Source organism: Streptomyces sp. NPDC052299, from assembly GCF_040679335.1.
GTDB lineage: Bacteria > Actinomycetota > Actinomycetes > Streptomycetales > Streptomycetaceae > Streptomyces.
On the sequence record NZ_JBFAUP010000027.1, the window covers coordinates 44,063 to 60,406 of the forward strand.

Here is a 16,344-nt window from a genome sequence, read left to right on the forward strand (position 1 = left end):
CGGGCGGCGGCCGCGATAGTCCCTGGGTGACCGACGCAGCCGCCCCCGCCCCCCGCACCACCCGACCCGTCCCGGCGGGCCGCAATTACCGGCTGCTGACCGCCGCCTCGATCATCACCGCCCTGGGCACCCACGGCGCGCTGATCGCGGCGGCGTTCGCGGTTCTCCAGACGGGTGGCGACGGCGGTGACGTCGGTCTCGTCGCCGCCGCCAGGACGGTGCCGCTGGTGCTGTTCCTGCTCATCGGCGGGGCGATAGCCGACCGCGTGCCGCGCCACCGGGTGATGGTCGCGGCCAACACCCTCAACTGCGTCTCGCAGGGCCTCTTCGCCCTGCTGGTCCTGGCCGGCGATCCGAAGCTGTGGCAGATGATGCTGCTCACCGCGCTCTGCGGCACCGGGCAGGCGTTCTTCAGCCCGGCCGCCGAGGGCATGCTCATGTCCAGCGTCAGCGGCGAGCAGGCGAGCCGTGCCTTCGCGCTCTTCCGGATGTCCACGCAGGGCGCCGCGATCGGCGGCGCCGCCCTCGGTGGCGCCATGATCGCGGCCATGGACCCCGGCTGGGTGCTCGCCGTCGACGCGGCGGCCTTCGCGGTCGCCGGAGCCCTGCGCGCCTTCCTCGACGTCAGCCACATCCCGGCCCGCGAGCCCGGCGGCGGGCTGCTCGCGGACCTGCGGGACGGCTGGCAGGAGTTCACCGGCCGCCCGTGGCTCTGGTCCATCGTCGCCCAGTTCTCCGTGGTGGTCGCCGCCGTCGGGGCCGCCGAGGCGGTCTACGGTCCGCTGGTCGCCCGCGACTCGCTCGGCGGCGCCCGGCCCTGGGGCTTCGCGCTCGCGGCTTTCGGCGTCGGCAACCTGGCCGGGGCGCTGCTGATGATGCGGTGGAAGCCGCGTCGGCTGCTGCTGGCCGGGACGCTCTGCGTCTTTCCGCTTGCCCTGCCGTCGGCCGGGCTCGCGGTGCCGCTGTCGGCGACCTGGCTCTGCCTGGTGATGTTCGTCAGCGGTACGGCGATCGAGGTGTTCGGCGTCTCCTGGATGACCGCCATGCACCAGGAGATCCCGGAGGAGAAGCTGTCGCGCGTCTCGGCCTACGACTGGTTCGGCTCGGTGGCCATGGTGCCGGTCGCCACCGCGCTCGCCGGGCCGGTCGAGTCGCTGGTCGGGCGCTCCCAGGCGCTGTGGGGGTGCGCGGGCCTGGTCGTGCTCGTCACGGGGCTGGTGCTGCTGGTTCCGGACGTACGCAATCTGACCCGGCGGACCGGGACGGTCGAGGTGGCCGCCGCCCCGCTCGTGCCGCCCGCCTCAGCCGATGCCGAAGGCGCCGTCGGGCGGCTCGGGTGACGCCACCGCGTCCTCGTCCCCGACCGGCCGGGCCCCGTTGACGAACGCGGCCAGCGACGCGCCGTGCTCCACCCGCGCCGCGAACGCGTCCGCCGCGCACCGGCGGGCCAGACCCGGTACGTCGATGGGGGCGCGGGAGGCGACCAGGATCACGTTGCCGAAGCGGCGGCCGCGCAGCACACCCGGCTCCGCGATCAGCGCCAGCTCGGCGAAGACCGCCGCGAAGGTGGCCAGCTGGGAGCGCAGGAAGCCGAACGGCGGCCCGTCGGCCAGGTTCGCGGCGTAGATCCCGTCCGGCCGCAGCGCCCGCGCCGCCGCCCGGGCGTACGGGACCGAGGTGAGGTGGGCGGGGACCCGGGACCCGCCGAAGACGTCCGCGATCATGAGGTCGACCGACCCGGGAGCGGTGCCCTCCAGCCGGGCGCGGGCGTCCGCCGCGTGCACGGTGATGCCGCTGTCCGCGGGCAGCGGCAGATGCTCCGCGACGAGGCCGAGCAGACCCCGGTCCGCGTCCGCCACCTCCTGCCGGGAGCCGGGCCGGGTGGCCGCGACGTAGCGGGGCAGGGTGAGGCCGCCGCCGCCCAGGTGCAGGACGTCCAGCGGCTCGCCCGGGGCCGCGGCGCAGTCCACGACGTGGCCGAGCCGGCGGGCGTACTCGAACTCCAGGTGCTCGGGCGCGTCGAGGTCGACGTAGGACTGCGGGGCGCCGTCGACCGTGAGCAGCCAGGCCCGCTCCCGGTCCACGTCCGGGAGGAGGCGTGCGGTGCCGTGGTCCACGTCCCGGATGACGGGTATCGACTCGTTCACTCCCCCATTGTGCGGGCCGGCCTCCCCCGGCCCGACGGCGGACGGGCCCGCCTCCCCCTGGAGCGGGGAAGACGGGCCCGGGGCCCGTGCGGCTCAGAGCAGCTCCGTGACGGTGCCGGCGCCGACCGTGCGGCCGCCCTCGCGGATCGCGAAGCCCAGGCCCGGCTCCAGCGGGACGTCCCGGCCCAGCTCCACGGTCATGGTGACCGTGTCGCCGGGGCGCGCGACGGCCGCCTCGCCGAGGTCCACGTCGCCGACCACGTCGGCCGTGCGGATGTAGAACTGCGGCCGGTAGCCGGTGGTGACCGGGGTCGTGCGGCCGCCCTCGCGCCCCGACAGGACGTACACCCGCGCGGTGAAGCGCCGGCTAGGGGTGACGCTGCCGGGCGCCGCGACGACGTGGCCGCGGCGCACGCGGTCGCGCTCGACGCCGCGCAGCAGCAGCGCCACGTTGTCGCCGGCCTCGGCGGACTCCATCGGCTTGCCGAAGGTCTCCAGGCCGGTGACGACCGTCTCGATGTCCGGGCCGAGCACCGACACCCGGTCGCCGACGCGGACCGTGCCGCGCTCCACGGCGCCGGTGACGACCGTGCCCCGGCCGGTGATGGTCAGGACGTTCTCCACCGGCAGCAGGAACGGCGCGTCGGTGTAGCGCACGGGCATCGGCACATAGGTGTCGACGGCGTCGAGCAACGCCTCCACGGCCCCGGTCCAGCGCGGGTCGCCCTCCAGCGCCCGCAGCCCCGACACCCGGACGACCGGCACGGTGTCGCCGCCGTAGCCGTGCGCGGACAGCAGCTCGCGGACCTCCAGCTCCACGAGGTCGGTCAGCTCGGGGTCGCCCGCGTCCGCCTTGTTGAGCGCGACCACGATGTGGTCGACGCCCACCTGGCGGGCGAGCAGGACGTGCTCGGCGGTCTGCGGCATGATCCCGTCGACCGCGGAGACGACGAGGATCGCCCCGTCGAGCTGGGCGGCCCCGGTGACCATGTTCTTGATGTAGTCGGCGTGGCCCGGCATGTCGATGTGCGCGTAGTGCCGGGTGCCGGTCTCGTACTCGACGTGCGCGATGTTGATGGTGATGCCGCGCTGCGCCTCCTCGGGCGCGCGGTCGATGCGGTCGAAGGGGACGAAGGTGCCGGTGCCGCGGTCGCTGAGCACCTTGGTGATGGCGGCGGTGAGGGTCGTCTTGCCGTGGTCGACGTGGCCCATGGTGCCGATGTTGAGGTGCGGCTTGGTGCGCACGTATGCCGTCTTGGGCATGGGTTCATTCCTTGGGATGCGAAGCGTGACGTGAGGACCCCGGGGCCGGCCGACCCTCCCCTCGCGGGGTCCGCCGGACGGCCGGGGGAGGGTCAGCTTCGGGCGCCGCCGAGGGGCGCTGCGGCAGCGGTGACCGCTGCGGCGACAACTGCTGCGAGGGTGCGCACGGCAGCCTTCGGCGCGTCCGCGACTGCGGACGGCGCTGCGAGGAAGGCGTACCGGGACATGCGCCGATCATCTCCGAAGGGCCGTCCGCCCGTCGAGCGAATTACGGCGGGGCGTACGGGGATTGGCTGCGGGCGGCCGCGCCTCCCGCGGGTGCGCATTACGGCGATCACACACCTTTGTCGGTTACTCTCCCCGAATGCTCGACACCGTCCCCGCCACCCGGCCCTCCCCCGGCCTCGCCGTGCGCTGCGCGCGGGTGCTGCTGTCGCCGTGGTCCCGGCTCTCGCTGCTCGTCGCCGTGCTGGTGGCCGCCGCGACGGCCATGGTGCTGCTGGAGCCTCAGCAACTGCTGACCTCCGGCAGACTCGGGCAGCTGAGCGGTGGTTCGACGGCGGTGGTGCTCTTCGGACTCGCGTACGGCGTCTGCACGGTGGCGTTCGTGCCGCGTCCGCTGCTGAACCTCGCGGCGGGGGCCCTGTTCGGGGCTCAGGCGGGCCTCGCGGCGGCGATCGGCGGCACGGTGCTGGGGGCGGGGGTCTCCTTCATGCTCGGCCGGGTCCTGGGCCAGGACGCGCTGCGCACGCTGGTGCGGGGGCGCTGGCTGCGGGCGGCGGACGGCCAGCTGAGCCGGCACGGCTTCCGCTCGATGCTGGCGCTGCGACTCTTCCCCGGGGTGCCGTTCGCGGCCGCCAACTACTGCGCGGCCGTCTCACGCATGGGCTATCCGCCGTTCCTCGTGGCGACGGGCCTGGGCTCGATCCCGAACACGGCCGCCTACGTGGTGGCGGGCAGCGAGGCGTCGTCGCCGACCTCGCCCGCGTTCCTGGCGGCGATGGGCTTCATCGTGCTGACCGGGGCCGGAGCGGTCGTGGTCGCCTGGCGCCGCCGTCACCGCCTGGGCGGCTGAGGCGACGGGGCGGGGCGCGCGGGGGGTGTCGCCGGGCGTTCACCCGGGGGCGATACGCTGCCCGCGACCGACAGACGAGACAGGGCCCGGCCGGGTCCCGTTCTCGCACGACCGCACACCGCACGCCGCCTGCGCCCGACGCCGGCGGCCGGCGCACGAATACCCCGGGATGGCCCAAGCCCCATGAGCTGGTTCGAATCGTTCGTCCTCGGCCTCGTCCAGGGACTGACCGAGTTCCTCCCGATCTCCTCCAGCGCGCACCTGCGGCTCACCGCGGCGTTCGCCGACTGGCAGGACCCGGGCGCGGCCTTCACCGCGATCACCCAGATCGGCACGGAGGCCGCGGTCCTCATCTACTTCCGCAAGGACATCGCGCGGATCGTCTCGGCGTGGTTCAGGTCGCTGACGGACCGTTCGATGCGCGGCGACCACGACGCCAAGATGGGCTGGCTGGTCATCGTCGGCTCCATCCCGATCGGCGTGCTCGGCCTGGCGTTCCAGGACCAGATCGAGGGCCCGTTCCGCGATCTGCGGCTGATCGCCACCACCCTGATCGTGATGGGCATCGTGCTCGGCTTCGCCGACCGGATGGCCGCCCGCGACGAGAAGGGCGGCAGGCACCGGGCCGGCAAGCAGCGCAAGACCCTGCGCGAGCTGGGCGTCAAGGACGGCCTCATCTACGGCTGCTGCCAGGCGATGGCCCTCGTCCCCGGCGTCTCGCGGTCCGGGGCCACGATCAGCGGTGGTCTGCTGATGGGCTACACCCGGGAGGCGGCGGCGCGCTACTCGTTCCTGCTCGCGGTCCCGGCGGTGCTCGCCTCGGGCGTCTTCGAGCTGAAGGACGCGGGCGAGGGGCACGTCTCCTGGGGTCCGACGATCTTCGCGACGGTCATCGCGTTCGGGGTGGGGTACGCGGTCATCGCGTGGTTCATGAAGTTCATCACCACGAAGAGCTTCATGCCGTTCGTGATCTACCGGATCATCCTGGGCGTGCTGCTCTTCGTCCTCGTCGGCGCCGGTGTGCTGAGCCCGCACGCGGGCGAGTCCGCGGGCTGACCGCCTGGTGCGCGGCCCCCGGGCGGGCCGGGGGCCGCGCATGCGTCAGATCTGCGTGTCGCCGGGGCCCTCGGCGCCGAACTGCTCGGCGCGCAGGGCGAGGTCCTGGAGCACGTCCGCCGAGGTGACGTCCGTCTGCCCGGAGTCGTGGACCTGGGCCAGCATGGCGAACGCCAGGGTGAACGCCCCGACGAGCTGTTCCACCGCTCCCCCGACCTCGCGTCCGACGACCACCACCACGTCCTCGACGGTGGCGTCCTCGGGGATGGCGATGCGGGGCATGGTCTCGTTGAGTAGGGCGGTCACCACGGTCGAGTCCGTGTCGGCGTCGTCGCGGTCCGGGTTCTCCTCCAGCAGCCGGCGCATCTCCCCCGCCTCGGTGAGGATGCCGACCACACGCTTCACCACTTCGCTCTGCTCCATACCGCGAGCATAGGCGCAGCCGGACCGGCCCAGAGGGACAAACGACGTGCTGGGTCACGCCGTGCCGGGGCCCGGACGGCCGTCTCCGCCTCGGCACCGGTGACCGCGCCGCCGTAGCGTACGAAGCAGGTACGGACGGCGGAGAGGAACCCATGAGCGGCACCGAGCTTCCCGTGATCGCGGCGGTCGACGGCTCCTCGCACAGCTTCGACGCGCTGGACTGGGCGGCCCGTGAGGCGGTCGTACGGGACTGGCCGCTGCTCATCGTGCATGTCCGGCAGCTGACCCGGCGCACCGGCCAGGAGGTGCAGGAGCGGGAGGCGGGCGAGCTGCTGGCCTCGGCCGTGCGCCGGGTGGCGCAGGTCGCTCCGGGGCTGCGCCCCACGACGCTCGCACCGCTCGACTTCCCGTCGGCGGCGCTGGTCTCGCTGAGCCGGGACGCCTCGCTGCTGGTGGTCGGCTCGCGAGGGCTCGGCGGGTTCCGGTCCCTGATGCTGGGCTCCAACAGCCTGGCGACGGCCTCCATGGCGAAGTGCCCCGTGGTGGTCGTGCACGGCGGGCGGGACGACGAGGAGACGGCGGCCGAGGGGGCCGGCGAGGTCTTCCCGGACATCGTCGCCGGGGTGGCCGCCGACGAGAGCAGCGAAGGGGTGCTGGACTTCGCCTTCGAGACGGCGGCGGCACACCCGGGCGCCCGGCTGCGCATCGTGCACGGCTGGACGATGTTCTCGTCCATGCTGTCCGGCGGGCCGGTCTTCGACCGGGACGCGGCGGCGGACGCGGCAGAACGGTCGCTGGCGGAGCTGACGGCCGGCTGGCGTGCCGCGTACCCCCAGGTCGAGGTCATGAAGGAGCCCGTCAACGGCTCCGCGACACGCACACTCGTCACCGCGTCCGCGACGGCTTCGCTGACCGTCCTCGGACGGCGGCGGGGCGGTGAGTCGCTGGGGCTCGGGCTGTCGCCGGTGGCGCACACGACCCTCACGCACGCGATGGGCCCGGTGGCCGTCGTCCCCTGCTGACAGCCTGGCCGCGTCCACCGGTCCACACTGGGGAAGAAGATCGGGACCGGAATGCGGACGGACCCGCCTGAGGGTGGGGCGAGGAGGCGTGGCATGGGGTCGTGGGCCGGGTGGCACGAGCGGGGCGCACGGGTGCTGGACCGGACGCCGGGGCGCGCGGCCGCGGCGCTGGTGGCCGGTGCGCTGCCGGCCCTGGCCTTCCCCGCGCCCTCGCTGTGGTGGTTCGCCCATGTGTGCCTGGTCCCGCTGCTGTTGCTGGTCCGGTCCGCCGGCACGGGCCGCCGGGCGGCCCGCGACGCGTGGCTGGGCGGCACGGGTTACATGATCGCCGTGCACCACTGGCTGATGCCGAGCCTGCACGTGTTCATCGTGCTCCTCGCGGCGCTGCTGGGTCTGCTGTGGGCTCCGTGGGGGCTGCTGGCGCACCGGCTGCTGCGCGGCCCGCTGAGCGGGCGGGCGGCGGTCGCTGCGGTGGTCCTGGTGCCGTGCGGCTGGCTGATGATCGAGCTGGTGCGGTCCTGGGAGGCGCTGGGCGGCCCGTGGGGGCTGCTCGGGGCGAGCCAGTGGCAGGTGGAACCGGCGCTCCGGCTGGCCTCGGTGGGCGGGGTGTGGCTGGTGAGCCTGCTGGTGGTGGCGGTGAACACGGCGGTGACCGTGCTGCTGGTGCACTCCGCCGCCCGGACGGTGGCCGCCGTGTCGCTCCTGGCGGGGGCGCTGGTGGCCGGGGCGGCCTGGGTGTGGGCGCCGCAGCCGGAACGGACGGGTACCGCCAGGGTGGCCGTCGTGCAGCCCGGGATCGTGGAGGGGCCGGGCAGCGTGCAGCGGAGGTTCGCCCTCGGCGAGGAGCTGACGCGGTCGCTCGCGGGCAAGGGCGTCGACCTGGTGGTGTGGGGCGAGAGCAGCGTCGGCGCGGACCCGGTCCGGCGGCCGGACATCGCGGCCCGGCTCGCGGCGCTGTCGCGGGCGGTGGGCGCGGACGTCCTGGTGAACGTGGACGCCCGGCAGACCGACGCGGCGGGGCGCACCGGGATCTTCAAGAGCGCCGTGCTGGTCGGGCCCCAGGGGCTCACCGGGGACCGGTACGACAAGATGCGGCTCGTACCGTTCGGCGAGTACATCCCGGCCCGGTCGGCCCTCGGCTGGGCGACCTCGATGGGCCGGGCGGCGGGCGAGGACCGGCTGCGCGGCACGGGCCCGGTCACGATGCGGGTGCCCGGCGCGGGCGGACTGCGCCTCGGCCCGCTGGTCTGCTTCGAGTCCGCGTTCCCGGACATGAGCCGGCGTCTGGTCCGGGACGGGGCGGGGCTCCTGGTCGCCCAGTCCTCCACGTCGTCCTTCCAGCACGGCTGGGCGCCGGGCCAGCACGCCTCGCTCGCCGCGCTGCGGGCGGCGGAGAGCGGCCGCCCGATGGTGCACGCCACCCTCACGGGCGTGAGCGCGGTGTACGGCCCGCACGGCGAGCCGGTCGGACCCCGGCTCGGCACGGAAACCAGCGGGACCGCCGTCTACGGGGTACCGCTGGCCCGGGGCACGACGCTGTACGTGCGCCTGGGCGACTGGGCGTTGTACGGGGCGCTGGGGGTGCTGGCGGTCTTCTGCGCGGCGGAGGGCGTACGAGGGGTGCGCGCCCGGAGGCGTACGCGGCCGGTGAAGACCGCGACGCAGGCTTCTTAGACCGCGTCGAGCTCCCGCAGGACGCGTTCGCACAGTTCGTGGGTCTCCAGGGCGTCCCGGGCGCTCAGCGGGCGGCCTTCGCGTACGGCGTCCAGGAAGGCCAGCACGGCCTGTTCGATGCCGCGCTGACGGGCCACCGGGACCCAGTCGCCGCGTCGGCTCACGCTCGGCCGGCCCTTGTGGTCGATGACCTCCGCGAGGTTGAGGACCTCGCGCTTGGAGTCCTGGCCGGAGACTTCGAGCCGCTCCTCGGTCGAGCCGCTGAGCCGGTTCATCGCGCCGATCGCCGTGAAGCCGTCGCCGGAGAGCTGGAGCACCACGTGGTGCAGCAGCCCGTCCACGAGCCGCCCGGTGACCACGGTGCGCTCGACGGGTCCGGGCGCCAGGAAGCGCAGGGTGTCCACGACGTGGATGAAGTCGTCGTAGACCATGGCCCGGGGTTCCTCGGGGAGCCCGACGCGGTTCTTCTGCAGGAGGATCAGCTCGCGCGGGTGCTCGGCGCACTCGACGTAGCCCGGGGCCAGCCGCCGGTTGAAGCCGACGGCGAGTCCGGTGGAGCGCGCCTCGGCGAGCTCCACCAGGCGGGTGGACTCCTCCAGCGTGTAGGCGAGCGGCTTGTCCACGTACGTGGGGACGCCGGCGTCGAGCAGCCGGCCCACGATCTCGGGGTGGGCGGCGGTCGAGGCGTGCACGAACGCGGCGTCGAGCCCCTGGGCGAGCAGCGAGTCCAGGTCCTGGTGGCACCGGTCCGCCGGAATGCGGTGAGCGGCGGCGACCGTGGCCAGGGTGGCCGGGGTGCGGGTCTGGAGGTGCAGTTCGATGTCCGGCAGGGTGCCGAGCACCGGCAGGTACGCCTTCCGCGCGATGTCCCCGAGCCCGATGCAGCCGACCTTCACAGGGTGTCCTCTCGCTGGTCAGCGCCGTTGCCGGGCGCTTCCTTCGTCGTCCCGGCAGCATACGTGGCGCCCGGGGGGCCGCCGGTCGGCGATCCCGTCGGCCGCCCCCGGGCGTCGGCGGGCCCGCCGACGGCGCCGTTGCGGCGGCGCCGGGCTGACCGGCGTCACTCGTGCGGGCGGATCGGGGGCGACGGAGGCACGGACGGATCACCGGCCCCGCAGAGTTGATCACGTGCAACGAACCAGAACCGCCGTGAAACTCCTGGCCGGACTCGCGGTCGCGGCCCTGTCCGGGTGCGTGTCCGTCCAGCCGCATCCGGCCGCCCCGCCGCGCCCCGGGGTCAGCCGGCCGGCCCACGACCTGGCACCGCAGACCGCCGGGCCGCCGGTCCACGACACGCTGGAGGCCGTACCAAAGGCGAAGCCCTCCCGCGCGGCCGCGCCGTCCGCCACGCACAAGCCGTCGCCGGGGCGCCCGGCCACACCCGTCGGTGAACCGCGCCTGCCGGTGCCGCGGCGGCTCGCGCCCGCCCCGGACCTGCCGCTGCCGCGCCGGATCGCCCCGCCCCCTCCCGCACCCGTCCTGCCCGCGCCCGGCGGCGGGTCCGGGGTGTGCGACCTCGGCAGGGGCTACGGCCACTGGCCGGCGGGCAGTCCGCAGTCCCGGATCTGCGACCGCGCCTACGGCCGCTGACGGGGCGGCGGCCGGACCGCACCGGTCACCACTCGCGCAGCCGCCGTTCCAGCCGGCCGATCGCCGCCCGGACGCCGCCCCCGTATCCGTCGTCCGTGCCGTCGTCGGCCAGCACCGCCGAGGCCGCCCGGGCCCGCTCCAGGTGGTCCCGGGCGGCGGCGGGCCGCTGGAGCTTCACGTAGTCCGCGGCGAGGTTGAGGTGCAGCGACGGGTAGAAGGCCCGCATCGCGTGCGCGTCCCGGTCCCCGGCCGCTCCTTCACCGGCCAGGGCGGCGGTCAGCGCGCGCAGGTCCCAGGCCAGCTCGTCGGCCGGGTCGTCCTGCGTATCGGCGATGTAGTGCGCCAGGGTGCACCGGTGCAGGGCGTCGCCCCCGTCGCCGATCTCGGACCAGAGCGCGGTGAAGCGGTTGCGGGCCTCCTCCCGGTCGCCTCCGTGCAGCAGCATGACCGCCTGGCCGATCCTGGTCATGAAGACGTCCTCCGACGCCTCCCGCTGCTCCGTCACCACGGCCTCCTCGCGCCCGTCCCGCCCGGACCTGGCGGTCCGGCTTCCGACGCTAGCCGCCGGGGCGGGTGGACGCGTGGAGGCTCGGGGGCGGCTCAGCCGAGGTCGGGGATGCGCCAGTCGATGGGCTGGTGGCCCTGCTGGGCGATGGCCTCGTTTATCTGGGTGAACGGGCGGGAGCCGAAGAACTTCTTCGCCGACAGCGGCGAGGGGTGCGCGCCCTTCACCACCACATGGCGCTCGGTGTCGATCAGGGGGAGCTTCTTCTGCGCGTAGTTGCCCCAGAGGACGAAGACCGCCGGGTCGGGGCGGGCGGCGACGGCCCGGATGACGGCGTCGGTGACCTTCTCCCAGCCCTTGCCCTTGTGCGAGTTGGCCTCGCCCGCGCGGACGGTGAGCACGGCGTTGAGCAGCAGGACGCCCTGCTCGGCCCACGGCATCAGATAGCCGTTGTCCGGGACGGGGAGGCCCAGCTCCTCATTCATCTCCTTGTAGATGTTGCGCAGGGAGGGCGGCGTCTTCACGCCGGGCCGCACCGAGAAGCACAGGCCGTGGCCCTGACCCTCGCCGTGGTAGGGGTCCTGGCCGAGGACCAGGACCTTCACCTTGTCGTACGGAGTCGCGTCCAGCGCCGCGAACACCTGCTCCCGGGGCGGGTAGACCGGTCCGGCGGAGCGCTCCGCCTCCACGAACTCGGTGAGCTCCTTGAAGTACGGCTTCTGCAGCTCTTCGCCGAGGACGCCGCGCCAGGACTCGGGCAGCAGGTCGGTGTCGGTCACGTGAACAACCTCCGGTAAGCAATCCGTTCTTGATCCCAGAACCTACCGGGCGGCACTGACAACGCGGTCCGGGCGGGCCACCGGGGCCCGCCCGCGCGCGGTGCTACCAGCTGGCCTTGCGGTACAGCTCCCACATCTGCATGACGGTCTGCGGGTCCAGGGCGCGCTCGCCGCCGCCGATGTCCTCGCCGGCCGCCACGTACAGCTTGCCCTGCCACAGCGGCAGCAGCCGCACGTCGTCCACCAGGATCTTCTGGGCCCGCTCGAACTCCTTGGCGACCGCGCCCCGGTCGCTCTGCTTGCGCGACTCGGGCAGCAGCTGCTTGGTGATCTCGTCCTTCACGTACGGCATGCCCGTGACGCTCTTCTTGCCGACGAAGGGGGCGATGAAGTTGTCCGGGTCCGGGAAGTCCGGGAACCAGCCCCGGCCGAAGACCGGGTAGTCCCCGTTGTTGAAGCCGTCCTGGAAAGCCTTCCACGGGGCGCTCTTCAGGGTGATGCGGAAGAGTCCGGACGCCTCCAGCTGGCGCTTCAGCTCGGCGAACTCGGGTGCGGTCGAGGAGCCGTAGCGGTCGGTGGTGTACCAGAAGGTCATGGGGACGGGCGTGGTGATGTGCGCGTCGGCCAGGATCTGGCGGGCCTTGTCCTTGCTGGGGTTGCCGAAGGTGTCGAAGAAGCTGGTGGTGTGCGTGGCGATGCCCTTCGGGACCATCGAGTACAGCGGTTCGGACGTGCCCCGGTAGACCTTGGCGACGAGCGCGTCCCGGTCGACCAGCTGGGCTATCGCCCGTCGGACGGCCGGTTTTCCGGCGGCGGGGTCGTCCGGATTGAAGACCAGGAAGCGGATGTCGGCACCGGTGGACTCCACGATCTGGAGGTCGCCGCCCTCGTCGTTGCCGTTGGTGCTGCTGTCCTCGATGCTGACGACGTCCTCGGCGGACAGGCCGCGGTAGGTGGCGTCGATCTCGTTCTTGCGGAGCGCCTTCACCATGGCGCCGGAGTCCTTGAAGTACCGGATGGTCACGGCGTCGTTCTTGCGGTCGGCGAAGCCCTTGTAGTCGGGGTTCTTCACCAGTTCGGAGCGGTCGCCCTGTTTGTAGGAGTCCAGCAGGTAGGGGCCTGAGCCGGTGACCTTGCCGTCGTCGCGGATCTTGTGCTTCGAGTACGCGCTCGGCGCGACCAGGGACATGGCCGGGGTGGCCAGCACGAAGGGGAAGGTGGCGTCGGGCTTCTTCAGGTTGAAGATGACGACGTCGTCGCCCTTGGTCTCGACCCGGTCCAGGGAGCCGAGCATGCCGACCGGTCCGCGCTTGAGGCCGATCTCCGAGATCCGGTCGATGGAGTACTTCACGGCCGCCGCGTCCAGCTTGTCGCCGTTGGAGAACGTGAGTCCCTTGCGGAGCCTGCACCGGTAGGCGGTGCTGGTGTGATCGGTGAACCGGCACTCCTCGGCCGCGTCCGGCTCGGGCTTCGTACTGCCGGTGGGGAACGCCACCAGGGTCTGGAACACGTTCCGCATCAGCTCCCAGGAGCCGTCCCACGCCGCCGCCGGGTCCAGGGTCGAGGGCTCACTGGTCGTCCCGACGGCGAGCTTCTGGTCCACCTCCGAGCCGCCGCCGGGCAACAGCCCGCAGCCGGCCAGCAAGGACAGGGTCGCAAGGGCTGCAGCGGCTTGCAGACTGGCCCGGTAGAACACGTGCACGCTCCTCGATCAGCCGTGGGTCGGCAGACCATACCGCAGCGCCCCGCCGGGTCAATCCGCAGGTCCGGCGGGGCACTTGAGGCAATCGGGACCATATCGGCCCAGGCCGGATCAGCCGACTCCGGCATTCAGGAAAATGCCTCCGTCGACCACCAGGGTCTGGCCCGTGATCCACGCGGACTGGCCGGAGGTGAGGAAGGCGGCCGCGCCGCCGATGTCCTCCGGCACGCCGAGCCGGCCCAGCGGGTAGGCGGCGGCCGCCTCCTCCTCGCGGCCCTCGTACAGCGCCTGGGCGAAGCGGGTCTTGACGACCGCCGGAGCGATCGTGTTGACCCGGACCACCGGCGCGAACTCGTGCGCCAGCTGGAGGGTCAGGTTGACCATGGCCGCCTTGCTCATCCCGTACGCGCCGATGAAGGGCGAGGCGGAGACACCGGCGACCGAGGCGATGTTGACGATCGCCCCGCCGTTCTCCTTCTGCCACGCCTTCCAGGTCTGCTGGGCGAAGCCGAGCGCCGAGACCACGTTGGTCTCGAAGACCTTGCGGGCGACGTTCAGGTCGAGCTCCGCGATCGGCCCGAAGACCGGATTGGTGCCCGCGTTGTTGACCAGGAAGTCGACCCGGCCGAACGCCTCCATGGTGCGCGCGACGGCCACCGCCTGGTGCGCCTCGTCGTGCGCCTTGCCGGCGACGCCGATGACCCGGTCGGCGCCGAGCGCCTCGACGGCCTCCTTCAGCGCGCCCTCGTTGCGCCCGGTGATGCACACCCGGTCACCGCGCTCCACGAGGGCCTGCGCGATGCCGTAGCCGATGCCCCGGCTCGCGCCGGTGATCAGCGCGACCTTGCCGCTGTCCTGCACAGTCATGATGTCCGCAGCCCTTCGGGTCAGTTGAGCGGTCCGCCGGCCACGTACATGACCTGGCCGGAGACGAAGCCGGCGGCGTCGCCCGTGAAGAAGGCGATGGCGTTGGCGATGTCGTCGGGGACGCCGACGCGCTGCACCGGGATCTGCGTCGCGGCGGCCGCCTGGAACTCCTCGAAGCCCATGCCGACGCGGGCCGCGGTCTGCGCGGTCATCTCGGTGACGATGAAGCCGGGCGCGACGGCGTTGGCGGTGATGCCGAACTTGCCGAGCTCCTTGGCGAGGGTCTTGGTGAAGCCCTGGAGACCGGCCTTGACGGCCGAGTAGTTGGCCTGGCCGCGGTTGCCGAGCGCCGAGGAGGAGGACAGCGACACGATACGGCCGAACTTGGCGTCCACCATGTGCTTCTGGACGGCCTTGGCCATCAGGAACGCGCCCTTCAGGTGCACGTTCATCACGGTGTCCCAGTCGGACTCGCTCATCTTGAAGAGCAGGTTGTCGCGGAGCACGCCCGCGTTGTTGACGAGGATCGTCGGGGCACCGAGCTCGTCGGCGACCCGCGCGACGGCGGCCTCCACCTGGGCGCTGTCCGACACGTCGCAGCCGACGGCGAGGGCCGTGCCCCCGGCGGCGGTGATCTTCTCGACGGTGTCCTTGCAGGCCGCCTCGTCGAGGTCGAGTACGGCGACGGCGCGGCCCTCGGCCGCCAGACGTACCGCGGTGGCGGCACCGATGCCCCGGGCCGCTCCCGTCACGATGGCTACGCGCTGCTCGCTGGTCGACATGCTTGGCTCTCCTCGCCCTTGGATAGCGGCTCAGCGGACGTCGGGGGCTCCGGTGAGAACCCGCCCGATGACTGAGCAACCGCTTAGTACCTTCAGCAGACGAGACGCTAGAAGCCCTGGCACCCGGTGTCAACGGGCCACGGGCGCAGCGGCGCATGTCACACCCCGCCGCGCCGCCGTCACGCGGTGCGCGGACGGCGGCCCGGGCGGGGCTCAGCGCACCAGCAGGTCGAGCAGCCGCTCCACCTCGGCCTCGGGATCGGTGGTGAGGCCGCTGTGCACGGGGCCGGGCTGCACGACGGTGGAGCGCGGCGCGATCAGCCAGCGGAAGCGCCTCCCCGCGTCGTCACCGGCGGCCTGGCCCGCGTCCGTACCGCCGCGGCAGATGCCCTCGACGGCGTGCAGCGCGGCCCGGACACCGGTCACGTCGGCGCCGGGGTCGAGCGCCTTCAGCTTGGTCTCGTCCAGCTCGGTGCGGGCGGCCACGAAGCCCTTGGCGCGGCAGTAGACCACCACGCCCGCGTTGAAGCACTCCCCGCGCTGGACGCGCGGGACGACGCGCAGCAGCGCGTACTCGAAGACGTCGCGCCCGCTCATGCCCGGCCGCCCTTCTCGCCGTCCGTGGCGTGGCCGCGCGGGGCGAGCCGTTCGGTGATCCAGCCCGGGGCCTGGGACGGCTTGTCGGGGGTGGGCGCGTCCATGACGATGCGCTCGTGGATGGTGGACGCGCGGGCGGCCAGCGCGTCCACGTACGCCTGCCGCAGCTCGTCGGTCGAGCCGAACCCGGGCTCGTCCACCAGCCACTCGTCGGGCACGTCGGCGGCGGCCTCGGCGAGCAGCTCGGGCGTCACCAGCGGGGCGAGCTCGGCGGCGGCCGACGCGATGTCGGGCCGGAAGGGGGCGAGGGCGTGGTCGGAGGCGTTGTACGGCTTGGCGGCGGACGCCTGGGCGCCGGGCCAGTTGTGGTGCCAGATCATGGTGGCGCCGTGGTCGATGAGCCAGAGGTCACCGTGCCAGACGAGCATGTTCGGGTTGCGCCAGGACCGGTCGACGTTGTTGATCAGCGCGTCGAACCAGACGACCCGCCCGGCCTCGCGCGGGTCGACCTCGTAGGCGAGGGCGTCGAAGCCGAGCGAGCCGGGCAGGAAGTCCATCCCGAGGTTCAGACCGCCGCTGGCCTTCAGCAGCTCCTGCACCTCCTGGTCGGGCTCGCCGAGCCCGATGACCGGGTCGAGCTCGATCTGCACGAGCTCGGGCACGCGCAGCCCCAGCCGCCGCCCGAGCTGCCCGCAGATCACCTCCGCGACGAGCGTCTTGCGGCCCTGCCCCGCTCCGGTGAACTTCATGACGTACGTGCCGAGGTCGTCGGCCTCGACGATCCCGGGGAGCGAGCCGCCTTCACGCAGGGGCGTGACATAGCGGGTCACTACGACTTCTTCCAACACTTTCCCGGGCCACC

At 73.2% G+C, this 16,344-nt stretch carries 17 protein-coding genes; 6 read left to right on the forward strand and 11 right to left on the reverse strand.

From position 1 onward, the window contains the following. Positions 1-26: 26 nt before the first annotated feature. The gene (locus AB0L33_RS31935; RefSeq protein WP_365686975.1) at positions 27-1,340 is read left to right on the forward strand and encodes an MFS transporter; all 1,314 of its coding nucleotides are present in this window, start codon (positions 27-29) and stop codon (positions 1,338-1,340) included. On the opposite strand, the gene AB0L33_RS31940 is transcribed toward AB0L33_RS31935, so the two are convergent. Together AB0L33_RS31940 and tuf are read right to left on the reverse strand one after the other, a co-directional pair. Beyond that, the gene (locus AB0L33_RS31940; RefSeq protein ID WP_365686977.1) at positions 1,302-2,147 is read right to left on the reverse strand and encodes a fused MFS/spermidine synthase; all 846 of its coding nucleotides are present in this window, start codon (positions 2,145-2,147) and stop codon (positions 1,302-1,304) included. The genes AB0L33_RS31935 and AB0L33_RS31940 overlap by 39 nt on opposite strands. 93 nt (positions 2,148-2,240) lie before the next feature. Further along, positions 2,241-3,410 (reverse strand): elongation factor Tu, encoded by a 1,170-nt coding sequence (gene tuf, locus AB0L33_RS31945; protein WP_365686979.1) that lies wholly within the window; start codon positions 3,408-3,410, stop codon positions 2,241-2,243. A 364-nt stretch (positions 3,411-3,774) separates the two neighbouring features. Between tuf and AB0L33_RS31950 the strand changes: the two genes are divergently transcribed. Further along, positions 3,775-4,485 carry a TVP38/TMEM64 family protein gene (locus tag AB0L33_RS31950; protein WP_365686980.1) on the forward strand — a complete coding sequence of 237 codons (711 nt, stop codon included), beginning with the start codon at positions 3,775-3,777 and terminating at the stop codon, positions 4,483-4,485. 183 nt (positions 4,486-4,668) lie between these two features. Further along, a complete protein-coding gene (locus AB0L33_RS31955; RefSeq protein ID WP_365686981.1) occupies positions 4,669-5,541 on the forward strand; it encodes an undecaprenyl-diphosphate phosphatase in 873 nt (290 codons plus the stop codon). 45 nt (positions 5,542-5,586) lie between these two features. On the opposite strand, the gene AB0L33_RS31960 is transcribed toward AB0L33_RS31955, so the two are convergent. Next, entirely contained in the window at positions 5,587-5,964 is a 378-nt protein-coding gene (locus tag AB0L33_RS31960) for a hypothetical protein (protein WP_365686982.1), read from the reverse strand. A 152-nt stretch (positions 5,965-6,116) separates the two neighbouring features. Here AB0L33_RS31960 and AB0L33_RS31965 point away from each other — a divergent pair, with 152 nt between their 5' ends. Both AB0L33_RS31965 and lnt read left to right on the forward strand, forming a co-directional pair. Next, positions 6,117-6,986 (forward strand): universal stress protein, encoded by an 870-nt coding sequence (locus tag AB0L33_RS31965; protein WP_365686983.1) that lies wholly within the window; start codon positions 6,117-6,119, stop codon positions 6,984-6,986. Positions 6,987-7,079: 93 nt separating this feature from the next. Then, complete coding sequence (lnt, locus tag AB0L33_RS31970; protein WP_365686985.1) at positions 7,080-8,660, forward strand: apolipoprotein N-acyltransferase; 1,581 nt, start codon at positions 7,080-7,082, stop codon at positions 8,658-8,660. Here lnt and AB0L33_RS31975 read toward each other — a convergent pair. Further along, positions 8,657-9,556: a Gfo/Idh/MocA family oxidoreductase gene (locus AB0L33_RS31975; protein WP_365686986.1), complete on the reverse strand. Its 900-nt coding sequence runs from the start codon at positions 9,554-9,556 to the stop codon at positions 8,657-8,659. The two genes, lnt and AB0L33_RS31975, sit on opposite strands and share 4 nt — an antisense overlap. Positions 9,557-9,809: 253 nt before the next feature. On the opposite strand from AB0L33_RS31975, the gene AB0L33_RS31980 reads away from it, so the two are divergent. Then, the gene (locus AB0L33_RS31980) at positions 9,810-10,250 is read left to right on the forward strand and encodes a hypothetical protein (protein ID WP_365687020.1); all 441 of its coding nucleotides are present in this window, start codon (positions 9,810-9,812) and stop codon (positions 10,248-10,250) included. A 25-nt stretch (positions 10,251-10,275) separates the two neighbouring features. Here AB0L33_RS31980 and AB0L33_RS31985 read toward each other — a convergent pair whose 3' ends face one another. The 7 genes from AB0L33_RS31985 to AB0L33_RS32015 form a co-directional block, all read right to left on the reverse strand. Beyond that, positions 10,276-10,755 carry a hypothetical protein gene (locus AB0L33_RS31985; protein WP_365686988.1) on the reverse strand — a complete coding sequence of 160 codons (480 nt, stop codon included), beginning with the start codon at positions 10,753-10,755 and terminating at the stop codon, positions 10,276-10,278. Between the two features lie 95 nt (positions 10,756-10,850). Next, complete coding sequence (locus AB0L33_RS31990; RefSeq protein WP_365686990.1) at positions 10,851-11,534, reverse strand: uracil-DNA glycosylase; 684 nt, start codon at positions 11,532-11,534, stop codon at positions 10,851-10,853. 103 nt (positions 11,535-11,637) lie between these two features. Continuing rightward, positions 11,638-13,230: an ABC transporter substrate-binding protein gene (locus tag AB0L33_RS31995; RefSeq protein ID WP_365687022.1), complete on the reverse strand. Its 1,593-nt coding sequence runs from the start codon at positions 13,228-13,230 to the stop codon at positions 11,638-11,640. A gap of 117 nt (positions 13,231-13,347) precedes the next feature. Further along, the gene (locus tag AB0L33_RS32000; protein WP_365686992.1) at positions 13,348-14,103 is read right to left on the reverse strand and encodes an SDR family oxidoreductase; all 756 of its coding nucleotides are present in this window, start codon (positions 14,101-14,103) and stop codon (positions 13,348-13,350) included. 20 nt (positions 14,104-14,123) lie between these two features. Continuing rightward, entirely contained in the window at positions 14,124-14,885 is a 762-nt protein-coding gene (gene fabG / locus AB0L33_RS32005; protein WP_365686993.1) for a 3-oxoacyl-ACP reductase FabG, read from the reverse strand. A gap of 213 nt (positions 14,886-15,098) precedes the next feature. Continuing rightward, positions 15,099-15,482: a DUF3037 domain-containing protein gene (locus AB0L33_RS32010; protein WP_365686994.1), complete on the reverse strand. Its 384-nt coding sequence runs from the start codon at positions 15,480-15,482 to the stop codon at positions 15,099-15,101. Then, positions 15,479-16,330 carry a HipA family kinase gene (locus AB0L33_RS32015; RefSeq protein ID WP_365686995.1) on the reverse strand — a complete coding sequence of 284 codons (852 nt, stop codon included), beginning with the start codon at positions 16,328-16,330 and terminating at the stop codon, positions 15,479-15,481. Before AB0L33_RS32015 ends, AB0L33_RS32010 begins: the two co-directional genes overlap by 4 nt. Between the last annotated feature and the right edge of the window lie 14 nt (positions 16,331-16,344).